We start from the raw sequence: 13,309 nt of genomic DNA on the forward strand, positions 1-13,309 counted from the left end.
CGAGCAGCGAAGCGTGAGCGCGAGTTGCTTGATTCGCGATCGGCATTCACGTGTCGATAACGGAATCAGTAAAATCGGCCGTACCTCGGGAGAAGTCCATGAAACCATCCGAAGCATTACGTCGGCATCGCGCAGAGATTCGAAGCGTTGTCTTCGCCAATCGGGCAGCGAACCCTCGTGTCTTTGGCTCCGTCGCTCGCGGCGAGGACGAGGACGGCAGCGATCTAGACATTCTTGTCGATCCGACGCCGGACACCTCATTACTCGTATCGGGGGGATTCAGTACAAGTTGCAAGAGCTGCTTGGGGTGCCGGTGGATGTCCTGACGCCGAAGGCTATTTCGATCAAGTTTAGAGCTGATGTTCTGGCCCAAGCGGTGCCCGTATGAGTAAAGATAAACCGCGGCTGTTCGCGTACCTCGGACATATCGTGGGTGACGCCAGCAACAACATCCGGAAGCATCATAAGGAACTTTCGACGTATGAGAAGGTTCGGGCGGTCCTTGATACGCTGGACGAGAACGTTGGCGGGTAACCGGAAAAACGTTATGGTGCACCCTTCAAGTCTCGCTCACGAACTGGCCGCGGAATTGTACAAGCGTACCGGCGATGCGATGGATGTCGCTCGTAGTGGCGAGTATGTTGATAACCATGTCGAGCGTCGAGGGAAGTGTCATGAGAACGTCGCGCAATGGTTGCAAGAGCATCCGCTCGATCGGCCGGTGCGTGGTTGGCTGGTTGACCAAAGTCAGTGGCAGAACGGCTTCGTGGAGTTTCACGCGCACTCGGTGGTCGCCCTTACGGGCGGTGGCCTGATGGATGTGACGCTCAGTGCGAGTGACCGGTGCTATCGATTCTTGTCTGACGAGCGCTCCGACGAAGAGTTTCTGATGCACGCGAGGGAGGAGCCGACGCTACGTCACGTGGTCGATCAGGCTCGCTATGACGCATTTCGACTGGCCGTGGATGATTCGCTTCTCTATGGTCGCTTCGACGCGCAAGGCTGACGTTTAGGAAAACGACCATGCCCGACTTGACTCTTACGGATGCTCTTCGGCTCGCGATCAACACGCTGCGGGACGTCGCCGAATCACACTAGATGTCCTCTGGACGACAGAACGGCAGAACTGCATGCGAACGCGGCTTGACGTGCTGGATGAATCGCTCGAGCAGTTGCACGGGCACGAATAGGAAAATTCTCGATGGACGCTGTAAAGTCGATCAACGTAGCAGGCGCGACAATCGTCGTGCAAACATGCATGCTCTTTATCGTGACGCTAGGGGTCGTATGTGCGCCGACTGTTTGGGGAAAGCGTCATCTCCGTAAGTCAACGTCGTACTTCATTACCCTGCTGCTTGCACTGATCAGTGTGTTGATCGTCGCGTTCACAAAGGATTTCTATCAGGTATGGTCGCCCATCTTGGGAGACTTGAGAATGCCAACTATGTCGAGCTCCACCGGGCTTCTTATGGTCTTCTCCTTCGACATCTTTGTCGTCGCGGTTCTCATGCTGGGAACGGGTGGATCGAAGGACAGCCCATTCACATCGATTCTATTTATGTTGCCAGCATTGGCAATATTCCTCCGCGAACCGCCGCACCGATTTTTCTCATATGCCTTCGCGGTCGTGTTGATTTATATCTTCGGTCTCCACTATGCCTGGGCCAGCCCCGACATTCTCGGCCATTCAATTGACCGGGCGTACGGCGAGCCGCCAAGGGTAGCGACCGGTGCCACGTCGAGCTTCGCGCATGGCATCGTGAATATCGCTTGCCTTGGTGTCGCCATGCTTACTGGGTACATTACACGCCCACTGCCGATCTAGGAAAACGCCGGCAGGGCCGGCGCAGGATGAAGGCGACAAATGAATCAGCGGGTGAGGGGGCAGGATGAAAAAGCTGATTGCGGCAGTTTGCTGTGGCGCGGTGGCAGCTAGTACACGCGGTGCCGGTCCCAAGCCCATCGCCATTTACCCTGGCTTTTACACGGGCAACACCTATCGTCATCTTGCAGTGCCGTCACGGCAACATTACGTGGCGGGCGTCATTGATGGCCTGCTCGCCGCGGGCCTAATGGCGGGCCAAAGCCTTCCGTCAAAAACGGACTTGCGTCTCGCAAATTGCTTGGGTCGAGAGCCGATGACCGATGAACAGGTTACCGCGATCGTCGACCAGTTCTTGACGAACAATCCTGAGGTGTGGGAGCAGTCAATGCCGTTCCTGGTGCTAAATGCAATGCTCAAGGCCTGCGCAGACCTCGGGATGAGCAAGTGATCCGCGCGAGTGCATCCTCTGATTGGAAGGGATAGGAAAACAGGAATTGGGTGGAACTCCATGGACTACTACCAAGGCGTGGTAACCGAATTCTTGCGGGCAGACCGGGCCGTCTTCTTGAACACCGAATGCTGCCTCCAGCTACATCCCGGTTCAAAGCCTGAAGTCGGGAAGCATTGGTTTTGTGATGCTGTGGCCATCAACATGCGCGAGAGGCAGGTGTTCCTGTGCGAAATCACGTACTCGAAATCCCTCGACGCGCTCTTGAAACGTCTGACCGCCTGGCGCACGAATTGGCCCGCTCTTCGAATCGCCCTTGTTCGTGACCTGTGCGTACCAGCGGAGTGGCCGGTCATCCCCTGGGTGTTCATTCCGTCCGAGCGCGAAGGCCTGCTTAAACGCAAGCTGGCCCGACTCGCGCGCCAGGAGGGCGACGCATCGAACCACATGCCAGACCCGAAAATCACCCATCTTGAGCGAGTCGCCCCATGGAACTGCAACGCATGGAACTACAACGCCTGGATCATGAAATCGGAATAGGTTGCGATGAGTTCATGCAGCATGAACAAGCTGGGTAGGCCGTGTGCGTCGTGCCCGTGGTGTTGCGAGGCAGTCGCCGGTGACATCCCGAATTTCGATCTGGATCTAGCGGAAAGCTTGGCTGCCACCTGCCCCGATCATCGAGGTATGGGACCGAACTTCGGCGCAAGCATTTTCGCGTGCCACCAATCGAAGGACGGCGATGAATTCGCTTGTGCTGGCTGGCGACAGTCGGGCATCGGCATCCTGGGGTGCGCCTGGCGGCCACGTCCAGTCGACTGGATCCGGCAGCGCTCGCGCTTGGTTCCGACTGGCCCCGGCTGCACGAGAACTACCAGCAGGTTTTGGAGAAGCTGCGCGCAACACATGCGGCGGACTAACGTAACGGAAAACCGCTTGACGAGAACGAGGTGTCCAATGGGATTGCTGAAAGACGTAGCGCATATTGCCGGCAACATTATGAAAGTCAATTCACTTTGGCATGATGTTCGCATGATCGTTATCCGCGACCGTGGCGTTGATCTCGAACGCTTGCCGAAGAACATCAAGATGCAGCTCTACGATCGCGTCAAGCAGGAATATCTGAACGGCAGCACATCCGCTGAGTCGATTGTGGCTCTGTTCACTGGGTTGCTGTCGACGCAGGACGGAAAAGCCTTTTTAGCCTCGAATGTTCACTTCTGGGGGACCTATGGGACTCTTCAAAGCGTTGAAGTCGGCGGCGTCAGCGGGTGCTATCGTTGCTCGGGGTGACAGGGTGGCCGATGAAATTCGAGTGATGATGGAGACCTTGGCGAGCGGTCCTGAGGACATGCGCATTGCGGCGATTGAACTGTTTGTCGCTCGCCGGGATGAATTGCTGCGGCAAAAGGGTGACTATGTCGTCTGAGCAGCAAAGGACCGCGGGCAAAAAGTTGTTTGAGATGGCACAGCTTGAAAGTCGGAGCGCACACGATCGTAGGGCGGAAATCCGGGCTTGCGGGGATGCACTCGCGGCTTTGTGGCTAGAGAGTGGTGGTGCGGCGTCTGAGCGCACCGCAATTGCGCACGCGACGCTTGAGGCGATCGTTCGCGGGTGATCAAGAAATAGGCAGGGCACACCGGCGCATAGGAAAAGCAGGCAATGAAAACAACCCTCCGACCGGGACCGCTCGGTCAAGGCCGAATCGTTAACGTAGTGTTTTGTCTGGGTGATGGGCCGCGTGAGACGGTTGAAACGGCACCTGATGAGGCCGTTATGGACGCGCTCGCGCGTGAGATGCAGCGTCGCGAACTCTTGCCCGTGCATCGCGTCGAAAAGAGCGACATTGCTGAGGGCCGAATTAGCTATCGCCTGCATTTCGTCGGCAGCCGTTCAATCGACATAACTGTGTTCATCTGATCGGAAAAGAGGAAATCATCGACGTGAAATCTCAGCAGCGACGGGATGCATACGAGAAGCTCGAGTCTGCGCGCGAAGCTTTCGACGCGGCGTTTAAGCTGTACATCGCCGGGGTCATCCCGAATGACAAGGCCGACGCTATTCGAGACAAACGCATCGCCGACATGGATCGCGCTCTGAGCGACCTTCACAAGGCTTTCGGTCAAGGCTAGGAATAGCCGGTATGGTCCGATGGAGGGAAAATATGAATGCAATACGGTCTTTGTGGGCGACCGCACTTTGAATGCGAGCATCGAGCCGGATGCTACCGTAATCCTCTGCGAGGATGGGCACACGGACGTGCAATATCCGGTCGCGCATGCATTCGTCGCCTTCGTGGAACGCAAGGGGCCGAATGCGGTGATTGGTTCCTCGATCCATGAACTGCTGAGAGCGCTTGTTGACAAACACGTCTCACAGTGAGCGATTGGAACGGAAAAGCAGCAACGACCAGACAAACAGAAGCGGAGAGAGATTGAAATGACAATGGAAACGCGTGATACTACCTTCGCGAATGCCTCCAGCGAGGCGATCGAAGCGCACGGCGAAGCAAAGAAGCACAGCTCGATGATGACCGGCTACGAGTGCCCTGATTGCAGCCGCGGTAAGCTGTTCGCTGATGTATTTGACGTCAACGAGAACGGTCATCGATACGAGATCGACGTTAGGTGTATTGCCGCCTGCGGCGCCGCGCAAATATTTCGGGTTTGACCGGAAAACATAATGGTGAAGATGGGTAACGGGGCGGGTCTGGTCACTAAAGTTGCGCTGCTTTCTGCGGCGGTTGTCATCGGCGGGTGTGCTAGCACCCCTCCAACGAAGATCGGCGGAGATACCTACTATTCGTCAAAGACAAATACGGCAGGTATCTTCGGGGACGTGAGCGCGGTGAGCGGAAAGTTGATGATCGAGGGCAATCAGTTTTGCGCTTCGATGGATAAAGAGTTCGAACTGGTGACGCAAACAACCACGTCCAATATTCCTGGTGTTCGGTTGGGCGGGGCGTCAATCACGTTCAGATGCGTCGTGCATGCCAACGATGTTCATATGCGCCCGGACAACGGCGTCACGACCACCACGACTCAATAGGCCGCCGCTGCGACGTTCCAGAGAGATAGGAAAACGGTGTGCCTATGAGCCATATTGCTATTGGTTTAGATCCAAATACATCGCTCGCTTATGAGGGCTCCCTGTCGCTCTACGGACGGGTTATATGGCCATCGCCGTTCATGTCCATCGCCGGGCATATTGGACGCCTACAGCACCTCGTTATACATAAGACTCGTCACCGCCTTCGTCGCGTAGCAAGCGCATTGTTTCTGCGGCGATGCGCACGTGAGTGAGTCCCTTCCAGATTGTTTCCGCACCGGGTTCGCCGTCGCTTTTGCGTGCTAGGAATCCGCCTCGGCGAGCAATCAAGCGCAGCACCTCGTTGAGTTTGGGTTGCGCTGTGCGACGGGTCTTCGTGAGAAGGTAGGCAGCGCGAATTTCATCGGGATCGAAGAACAGATGGGCGTCCAGATCGGGGCAGGTTCGGCCCAGCCGCATCAAATGAGCCACACGCCAGGCCACCACCAGAAACAGCGCCAACGCGCGTTCGAGCCGTTCAATCGTACCCAACTGCAGTTCTTCGACCTCACAGCCGTTCTTCAGAACGTTGAACAGGATCTCGATTTCCCATCTCGCCCTATACCACTCGATCAGTTCGATCGCTTCATCGAGCGTGCTCGCCCCACGATTAGTCAGCAAGCGCCATTCGATCGGTTTGACGCCGGCAGGCGCGTCGAACTCGCGCGCAACCAGGCACGTTGCAGCAATGCTTTTCCCTTTGCTGGCGGGCAACTGCACACGCTCAAGCCACAGGCGCTGGCGTACCGTGCGCGCTTTCAGGCCTTGGCGCGCGGCCATCGTAAAGGCGATTTCGCCCACCGCTTCGCCGCACGTCGTGCGCTCCCACAACTTATCGCCTTCAGGCAAGCTGCGGTTATGCGAGGCACGCACCAGCCAGTCGGCCGGGTTGCCCAATGCATCAGCGCGCTCCATCAACGCCATCAGATCCGCTTCGCGGTCCGCCACATATACCAGGCGAGTCGAGGGCATATCCGGCGCCATCTCGGCGATGCGCTCGTAGCCTTCGATCCAACGCAAACTTTCCTTCGGGCCACCGCGCTTTCCCGACTCGTCCTTCTTCTGGCGAGCCCACATCCACGCGTCCAGGATGCCCAACGGCTCGCGCTGTGGCGTCACCGCATAGGTCGGATGAACGAACATCCCGCGCTGCGCCTCATACGTCAGCGGACCCAGTCCGACCGCCTCCTGACCGTTGAAATCAAGCTCGGTGGTGTCTTGAAGACAGAGCACGACCTGATGCGCCCGCATCCGCTTTTGCGTCTGCTGCCAATGCGGCTCCAGAATCGCATGCCATTGGACCTTCTCGTTATCGAAGAAGCGGTACGCCGCTATCGTTTCGCCCCAACCATGGCATGCCTGCGGCACACTGGCCGTCGGCTCGGCCGACATTCTTTCCATCAAAAGCCTCGCTCGCTTATTCAGGCGCGCGTCGCCCAGGTCCAGTTGCTCGAATTCCGTTTGTGTCCAGGGCGTCGATTCGGTGACCAAGGCGTGCGCTCAAAAGCGCAAAGTAAACGACATCCGCCGACAGTTTACAAGCGCCGCGCTATGTCATTGAAAGTAAACAGGCTTTCTCGCCCGCTCGGCGTGACCGCGACGTTGTGTATAACGACATGCGCCTACAGAGGTGGCAACAAGGGGCGATGACGGACAGTCTCACGGGCGCGGCCATGCTTTTTCGTGAGGACTCTTTCGATCCGGTCGCTCGCGTGCGGCGAGGCCGATTGTATGTACGTGCCGACCGAAGCCCAGCCCCGTGGCGCGTCGTGCGCGACGTCGCCGACGTGCACGGCTCGATGGCGAAAGATCTGGCGACATTTCTCTCATGGCGTGCTTCGGACGCCTTCTTTCGGCACCGTAGCGATGCTGTCTTGGTGCTCGGATCGACGGTGCATACCGTTCTTGATGTGGAGCGGTTGGCAAACAGCGAAGAGCTTATAACGGTCAGAATCCGAGCAAATCTGAGTGGCTTGCCAAATCTGATCGAGTCGCTGCTTCCCGGAAATCATGAGCTTTGATCAAGGAGCAGTGCGAAAAGGCAGCAAGTTCTGCATTCCGGGATGATTCCGAAAGCGTGATTGATCGCTGTCGAGAGGCCGCCACCGCCGCGCTAAATGCTGAACGCCTTTTGATTGAAAATTCCGAAATCCAGAATGGCAAGGACCTCGTGAAGTTGGCCGAGTACTTCGAAGGTCAGAAAAGGTTTATCTTGAGCAACGCTGCTCGGACAATAGCTCTCCTACACTCTAGGGCAAAGTCTGTCGAACGGCTCAATAGAGGTACTTCTGCGCCCCACGAAGCAGACGCCGAGCTCGCCATCGCACTGCTTGGCAGCATCTATCGTGAACTGCGATGGGTCCAGTAACGCAGGAAAACAACCGCCCGGGAGCGGCCCGCAACGGCCGGTCGCCGTGGATGATGTGGAGCAAATCACTGTGGATATTACGAATAAAGAATCGTGGTTCAGCACAAGTCGATCACAAGCTATGACATGCTCGACGAATAGGTCCCACGACTCTCCCGAGCACGTTGACGGTCACGCAGGCCAACGTGAAGCGCTTTAAGACGACATAGACGTGGGGAAGGCAACGAATGAGTGATCGGATATACCTGCAACATCCAACCGACGATGACTCGGTCGCAATTCCTGTGGGATTCAGTTGGATGGCTTTCTTGTTCGGCCCAGTCTGGGCATTTTCGCGTGGGTTGCATTTGATAGGTGGAGCGATGATTATTGTCGCCATCCCAGTCACGATCTTGTCTGCGGCGCTACCGCCACTCGGTTTCCTAATAGGTATTGTTATCGCCGCGCTGTACGGAGCCAAAGCGAACGAGTGGCACAAGTTGGTCCTCCTTAGGGCAGGTTACTGGGCCCTGTAGTGCTATGCCTAACCGACTAGGAAAACGAGGAAATAGCGTGAATGTGTCGATGTCACGGCTTCTCCGGTCGAAATGGAAGATGGGCCTGCTGGTGGCGATGTTCGCGATTTGCATATCGATCGCTGCTGGGGTGCGTATTCACTTCGGCTACTTCTCAGATGACAGAGCTGCCGCAATTGCAGCAGAGAGCACAATGATCCGTCAGTACAACGCAAAGGACTTCGATGCGATCTATGACGGCGCAGCAGACGCGCTCAAGTCAGGAGTATCACGTCAGCGAGTGACCGACGCGATGAGGCTGACCTTCGACAAGTTCGGCGTAGTGATCGAGGACAAGGAGGCGGCAACCACGTGCTTTCCGAATCAAGTTCGAATGGTGCGTTGGATGAGATCAGGGAACGGGGACGAACTCACGGCATTGGTGACGTGGTTTGTACCTGATGGGAAGAATGCGAAGCTGGTTTCGGCACAGATTAGCCCAGGTCACGCTTCGTTCGACCAGGCTATCGTGCGTGCCCACTCCTGCGCCCCTCGATAGCAATTCAGCTGGGAAAGCGGAACCCGTGTTATGACCGAGCTGCGCCTCAATCTGAATGGCGAGTACTTCGATGCGATCGCCGCGGGAGAGAAAGGCGAGGAATACCGTCTCATGACGCCTTGCTGGCGACGTCGCGTCGAGGGGCGAAAATACTCTGGCATTGTGCTCAAGAACGGGTACCCGAAGCGCGGCGACACCGCTCGCACGCTCGGCAGGCCTTGGGCTGGCTTCTGTATCAAAGAGATCACGCATCCGTACTTCGGCACCGAGCCGGTGCAGGTATTCGCGATCAAAGTTAACTGACCAGGAACGCGCTGGCCGGTGCCGGCGCGACCAAAAGCAGGAAACAAAAAAGGAGCCCGACAAGTGAGCATGGCCGACGAAAAGCAAGCGTATGTCGTTGAAGCAATGACGTGCATTGTGGCCGCGATAAGTGCAGGATATCTTGCCTACCCAGATTCCCGTTGCGAGGCTGGGCGATCTGGCAGACCGCGCGTTTCAGCTTGCCGAAGCGACCTACGAACGCCTCAAACGACGATGCCGGCCCACCCCTATCGCGAGGGTTGTCCGGGCGGCGCTACACCCCAACCCCTGCCCCCCATGACCATCGAATTGACCAAAGAAGTTCGAGCAGATGCGATCGCATCTCTCCAAAAATACTTCGACAAGAATTTCGAGGAGCCGATCGGCAACATCGCCGCTGGCGCGCTCCTCGGTTTTTTTCTCGAGGAGATCGGCCCCACGATCTATAACAAGGCGGTAGCCGACGCGCAAGAACGACTCCAGCAGCGCGTCTCCGAACTCGATTTCGAGGTACACGAAGACGAGTTCCAGTACTGGAAAAAGTACGAAGGAAAACCCAAACCGCGCAAGTAACTAGACCGTGCGCGGTTTCAGAAACGTATCCCTTCAAAAAACGCAGCAACGAAGGCTTCAGCGCGGCCCCGCCACATCGGCGCTAGTCCGTAGGCCGCCATCCCGAGCTCGCCGACCAAACGAATACGACAGAATCGCCGAAACGAGCAGCGTGGCACTGACGAAATACAGCCCCAACGAATAATCCCCGCTGATATCGCGCAGCCTGCCGATCACCATCGGCCCAATGGTGCCGCCGATCAAGCTACCCATTGCGTTGATCAATGCGATTCCCGCTGCCGCCGCGGAGCCGGACAGGAACTGAGTGGGCATGCTCCACAGCGGCGGCTTGGCCGCGTTGATGCCGAAGCTCGCGATCGACAACCCGACGATCAACACGATTGCACTGTTCGTATGGCCCGACATCATCATCCCGACCCCTGCCGCAAGACAGGCGATCGCGACATGCAGACGGCGTTCATTCCTGCGATCCGAATTTCGCGCCCACAGCACCATCGTCACCACGGCGAACAGGTTCGGAATCGCATTCACGAGACCAAGCTGGAAGTAGCTGAAACCGAAGTGATGAATGATCATCGGCGCCCAGATCCCGATCGCGTACAGGCCGGTCGACGTTCCCGCATAGACGATCGCGAGCAGCAGCACGCGCGGGTCCTTGACCGCACCCCACACGCTCGACTTGCTCTGTGCCATCTTCGCGGTCCGTTCGCGCTGCATCTCTTCGCTCAGCCATTGCCGTTCGGCAGGCGCGAGCCAATGCGCGTCTTCGGGGCGGTCGGTCAGATAGAAGAACGAAACGATTCCGAGCAGCACGGTGGGCGCGCCCTCGACGAGGAACAGCCACTGCCAGCCGTGCAGATGTGCGACGCCGTTCAGATTCATCAGCGCGCCGGAGATCGGCGATCCGATCATGTTCGATAGCGGCGCCGCTGCCATGAACATCGCGGTGACGAACGCACGATGGCGCGCCGGAAACCAATAGCTCAGGTACAGGATGACGCCGGGGAAGAAGCCCGCTTCCGCTAGGCCAAGGGTGAAGCGCAGCGCGTAGAAGCTATACGGTCCGATAACGAATGCATTGGCTGCCGATAGCAGCCCCCACGCGATCATCAGCAGCGCGATCCAGCGACGCGCGCCGACTCGCTGCAGCACGAGATTCGACGGCATCCCCGCGGCGATATAACCGATGAAGAAAATCCCCGCGCCGATACCGAACATCGCCTTCGTGAGTTCAAGGTCGTGATTCATCGTGAGGCCGGCGAAGCCGACGTTCACGCGATTCAGAAAGCTCATGAAATACAGGGCGATGATGAACGGCGTGATACGCCGCGATATTTTGCGCACGACGCCGGTTTCCAGCGCGACGTCGTCCTGTGGTTGGACTGCGGCAATACTCATGACTGTCTCCATGCTGAACTGCCGTTGCGCGCGGTGTGCGAACGGTCTGGTTATGTTGACGTTTATGCCCGCGTCTGCTGCGCGGGAAGATCGATCCGGCACCACGGTTGCGTGGCCCAGTGGCGTGCTTCGAAGTCATCGATCGCGTCCGCGTCGCGCAACGTCATGCCGATCGTGTCGAGCCCTTCCATCAGCATCCGCTTCTGTCGCGCAGGCAATGAGAACGGATAGCGCTGGCCGGTCGGTGTCGATACGACTTCGTTTGCGACGTCGATCGACAGGTGCTTGTCGATGCCGGTCTCGACTTCGGCGACCAGCGCCTCGATCTGCTCCGGCGCCAACGTGACGAGCAGCAGTCGATTGTTCGCCGAGTTGAAGTAGAAGATCTCGCCGTAGCTCGGTGCGATCACCGCTTCGAAGCCCGCTTGCTGCAGACCCCACACCGCGTGTTCGCGGCTCGATCCGCAGCCGAAGTTCGAGCCGCCTAGCAGAATCTTTGCGCCGCCATACGCGGGGCGGTTCAGTACGAACTGTTCGCGCATGTGTCCGTTCGCATCGAAGCGCAGGTCGTACATGAGCCCGCGCGCGAGCCCGGACTTGTCAACGCCGAGCAAGAACTGCTTGGGCATGATCTGGTCCGTATCCAGATTGTTGATGGGCAGCGGCGCGGCGATACCCGCGATCACGAATGGTTCAGTCACGAGCGAATTCCTTGCGAACGTCGACGATACGGCCCGCGATCGCGGCGGCAGCGGCCATCGCGGGGCTCATCAAATGGGTCTTGCTGTCGCGCCCTTGGCGCCCCTCGAAATTGCGGTTCGTCGTGGATGCGCAGCGCTCGCCCGGTGCGAGTACGTCGTCGTTCATCGCGAGGCACATCGAGCAGCCCGGTTGCCGCCATTCGAAGCCGGCGTCGATCAATATCTGCGCGATGCCTTCGCGCTCCGCCTGGTCGCGCACCAGGCCCGACCCCGGCACGACCATCGCGCGCACGGTCGGCGCTACCTTGTGACCGCGCACGATTTGAGCGACTGCGCGGAGATCTTCGATTCGCGCATTCGTGCATGAACCGATGAACACGCGATCGATCGGTGTGCCTTCGATCGGCGTGCCTGCGGGCAATGCGATGTAGTCGAGCGCTTTACGCATCGTCGCGAGATCCAAGCCGGTGCCGGCGCCATCGCCGTCGGCCAAATCGGGAATGCGGCCGTCCACGGGTATGGCCTGATCCGGGCTCGTGCCCCACGTGACATAGGGTGCGACACGTGTCGCGTCGAAACGGTACTCGACGTCGAAGGGCACCTCTGTATCCGAGCGTAGTTGCGACCACGCGTGGCAGGCGGCATCGAGCGTTTCGGCGGCGAGGTCGCGCACTTTACCGCGCACGTAGTCGATCGTCGTGCGATCCGGAGCAATCAGCGCGGCACGTGCGCCGGCCTCGACCGTCATATTGCACAGTGTCATTCGGGCTTCGGCGGACAGCGCGGCGATCGCATCGCCCGCATACTCCACCGCGTATCCGCGCGCGCCTTGCGCACCGATACGCGCAATGATGTGCAGCACGAGATCCTTCGATGTCGTCCCCGGCGGCAGTACGCCATCCACGGTGATCCGCATGTCCTTCGCAACGCGATAGACGAGCGTCTGCGTGGCGAGCACATGCTCGACCTCCGACGTGCCGATGCCAAAGCCGAGTGCGCCCAGCGCGCCGTATGTGGTTGTGTGGCTATCGCCGCACAGCACCACCATGCCAGGGCGAATCAGCCCGATCTCCGGCGCTACGACGTGCTCGATACCCTGCATCGGATCGTCGATATCGAACAGATGAATGCCTTGCTCCACGCAGTTGCGCGTGAAATTGGCGGCCTGCTTCGCAGCGTCGACGATCTCGATCGTACGCATGGGTACGGGCACCGGCCGGGTCGGGATGACGTGATCGACCACGCCCATCTGCTGGCGCGGACGCCGCACGCGCAAGCCCTTGTCGCGCAGCCCCGCGAATGCCTGCGGGCTGGTGTACTCGTTCATGATGTGCAGATCGGCGTAGAGCAAGACATGCTCTGCATCGATCGTTAATACGGTGTGCGTATCAACGAGTTTTCGATAAAGCGATCGTGACGACAGGGTGCGGCGTGCGCCGTCGATGCGAGCGGGCGCGTCGGTGAAGCCTTCGAGCATGGTTATCTCCCAACAGTGCTTGCAGTCTAATTGGTGCCTTGCACGATTGGGTTTTCGAAAAGGCAATTCGGTCGT

Annotated in this window: 21 protein-coding genes and 1 pseudogene; 18 read left to right on the plus strand and 4 right to left on the minus strand. The window is 58.3% G+C overall.

Going from position 1 to position 13,309, the window contains the following annotated elements:
• The first annotated feature begins 98 nt into the window (after nt 1-98).
• From J3485_RS29200 to J3485_RS28620, 12 genes and pseudogenes are all read left to right on the plus strand, one after another.
• Nucleotides 99-388 (plus strand): annotated as a pseudogene (locus J3485_RS29200) (nucleotidyltransferase family protein).
• Between the two features lie 201 nt (nt 389-589).
• The gene (locus J3485_RS28575; RefSeq protein WP_206958125.1) at nt 590-1,006 is read left to right on the plus strand and encodes a hypothetical protein; all 417 of its coding nucleotides are present in this window, start codon (nt 590-592) and stop codon (nt 1,004-1,006) included.
• 195 nt (nt 1,007-1,201) lie between these two features.
• Nucleotides 1,202-1,825, plus strand: a complete 624-nt coding sequence (locus J3485_RS28580) for a hypothetical protein (RefSeq protein WP_206958127.1) — start codon at nt 1,202-1,204, stop codon at nt 1,823-1,825.
• A 64-nt stretch (nt 1,826-1,889) separates the two neighbouring features.
• On the plus strand, nt 1,890-2,273 hold the full coding sequence (locus J3485_RS28585; protein WP_206958129.1) for a Rap1a family protein: 384 nt from the start codon (nt 1,890-1,892) through the stop codon (nt 2,271-2,273).
• A 60-nt stretch (nt 2,274-2,333) separates the two neighbouring features.
• Nucleotides 2,334-2,813: a hypothetical protein gene (locus J3485_RS28590; RefSeq protein WP_206958131.1), complete on the plus strand. Its 480-nt coding sequence runs from the start codon at nt 2,334-2,336 to the stop codon at nt 2,811-2,813.
• Between the two features lie 21 nt (nt 2,814-2,834).
• Nucleotides 2,835-3,566 carry a DUF6283 family protein gene (locus J3485_RS29700; RefSeq protein ID WP_508616734.1) on the plus strand — a complete coding sequence of 244 codons (732 nt, stop codon included), beginning with the start codon at nt 2,835-2,837 and terminating at the stop codon, nt 3,564-3,566.
• 4 nt (nt 3,567-3,570) lie between these two features.
• Entirely contained in the window at nt 3,571-3,702 is a 132-nt protein-coding gene (locus J3485_RS29370; RefSeq protein WP_277991654.1) for a hypothetical protein, read from the plus strand.
• A 234-nt stretch (nt 3,703-3,936) separates the two neighbouring features.
• Nucleotides 3,937-4,194: a dsRNA-binding motif domain-containing protein gene (locus tag J3485_RS28600; RefSeq protein ID WP_206958134.1), complete on the plus strand. Its 258-nt coding sequence runs from the start codon at nt 3,937-3,939 to the stop codon at nt 4,192-4,194.
• A gap of 23 nt (nt 4,195-4,217) precedes the next feature.
• Nucleotides 4,218-4,406, plus strand: coding sequence for a hypothetical protein (locus tag J3485_RS28605; RefSeq protein WP_206958137.1), 189 nt, complete (start codon nt 4,218-4,220; stop codon nt 4,404-4,406).
• Between the two features lie 19 nt (nt 4,407-4,425).
• Nucleotides 4,426-4,656: a hypothetical protein gene (locus tag J3485_RS28610; protein ID WP_206958139.1), complete on the plus strand. Its 231-nt coding sequence runs from the start codon at nt 4,426-4,428 to the stop codon at nt 4,654-4,656.
• A 63-nt stretch (nt 4,657-4,719) separates the two neighbouring features.
• Nucleotides 4,720-4,944, plus strand: coding sequence for a hypothetical protein (locus J3485_RS28615; RefSeq protein WP_206958141.1), 225 nt, complete (start codon nt 4,720-4,722; stop codon nt 4,942-4,944).
• A gap of 12 nt (nt 4,945-4,956) precedes the next feature.
• Nucleotides 4,957-5,322, plus strand: a complete 366-nt coding sequence (locus J3485_RS28620; RefSeq protein WP_206958142.1) for a hypothetical protein — start codon at nt 4,957-4,959, stop codon at nt 5,320-5,322.
• Between the two features lie 180 nt (nt 5,323-5,502).
• On the opposite strand, the gene J3485_RS28625 is transcribed toward J3485_RS28620, so the two are convergent.
• Nucleotides 5,503-6,852 carry an IS4 family transposase gene (locus J3485_RS28625; RefSeq protein WP_206954153.1) on the minus strand — a complete coding sequence of 450 codons (1,350 nt, stop codon included), beginning with the start codon at nt 6,850-6,852 and terminating at the stop codon, nt 5,503-5,505.
• A gap of 155 nt (nt 6,853-7,007) precedes the next feature.
• On the opposite strand from J3485_RS28625, the gene J3485_RS28630 reads away from it, so the two are divergent.
• From J3485_RS28630 to J3485_RS28655, 6 genes are all read left to right on the plus strand, one after another.
• Nucleotides 7,008-7,382, plus strand: coding sequence for a hypothetical protein (locus J3485_RS28630; protein WP_206958144.1), 375 nt, complete (start codon nt 7,008-7,010; stop codon nt 7,380-7,382).
• Nucleotides 7,379-7,729 carry a hypothetical protein gene (locus J3485_RS28635; RefSeq protein ID WP_206958146.1) on the plus strand — a complete coding sequence of 117 codons (351 nt, stop codon included), beginning with the start codon at nt 7,379-7,381 and terminating at the stop codon, nt 7,727-7,729. The genes J3485_RS28630 and J3485_RS28635 overlap by 4 nt, the downstream gene beginning before the upstream one ends.
• Nucleotides 7,730-7,956: 227 nt before the next feature.
• A complete protein-coding gene (locus J3485_RS29620) occupies nt 7,957-8,244 on the plus strand; it encodes a DUF2628 domain-containing protein (RefSeq protein ID WP_206958149.1) in 288 nt (95 codons plus the stop codon).
• Nucleotides 8,245-8,281: 37 nt separating this feature from the next.
• Nucleotides 8,282-8,782, plus strand: coding sequence for a hypothetical protein (locus tag J3485_RS28645; RefSeq protein WP_206958151.1), 501 nt, complete (start codon nt 8,282-8,284; stop codon nt 8,780-8,782).
• A gap of 30 nt (nt 8,783-8,812) precedes the next feature.
• Nucleotides 8,813-9,085, plus strand: coding sequence for an ASCH domain-containing protein (locus J3485_RS28650; RefSeq protein ID WP_206958153.1), 273 nt, complete (start codon nt 8,813-8,815; stop codon nt 9,083-9,085).
• A 297-nt stretch (nt 9,086-9,382) separates the two neighbouring features.
• A complete protein-coding gene (locus J3485_RS28655; protein WP_206958485.1) occupies nt 9,383-9,658 on the plus strand; it encodes a DUF2164 domain-containing protein in 276 nt (91 codons plus the stop codon).
• Nucleotides 9,659-9,715: 57 nt separating this feature from the next.
• On the opposite strand, the gene J3485_RS28660 is transcribed toward J3485_RS28655, so the two are convergent.
• The 3 genes from J3485_RS28660 to leuC all read right to left on the minus strand — a co-directional run bounded on the left by J3485_RS28660 (nt 9,716) and on the right by leuC (nt 13,234).
• Nucleotides 9,716-11,056, minus strand: coding sequence for an MFS transporter (locus J3485_RS28660; protein ID WP_206958155.1), 1,341 nt, complete (start codon nt 11,054-11,056; stop codon nt 9,716-9,718).
• Nucleotides 11,057-11,118: 62 nt separating this feature from the next.
• Nucleotides 11,119-11,757 (minus strand): 3-isopropylmalate dehydratase small subunit, encoded by a 639-nt coding sequence (gene leuD / locus J3485_RS28665; RefSeq protein WP_206958156.1) that lies wholly within the window; start codon nt 11,755-11,757, stop codon nt 11,119-11,121.
• On the minus strand, nt 11,750-13,234 hold the full coding sequence (gene leuC, locus J3485_RS28670; protein WP_374192475.1) for a 3-isopropylmalate dehydratase large subunit: 1,485 nt from the start codon (nt 13,232-13,234) through the stop codon (nt 11,750-11,752). The genes leuD and leuC overlap by 8 nt, the downstream gene beginning before the upstream one ends.
• Nucleotides 13,235-13,309 lie beyond the last annotated feature (75 nt).

It is taken from the genome of Trinickia acidisoli (genome assembly GCF_017315725.1).
Taxonomy (GTDB): domain Bacteria; phylum Pseudomonadota; class Gammaproteobacteria; order Burkholderiales; family Burkholderiaceae; genus Trinickia; species Trinickia acidisoli.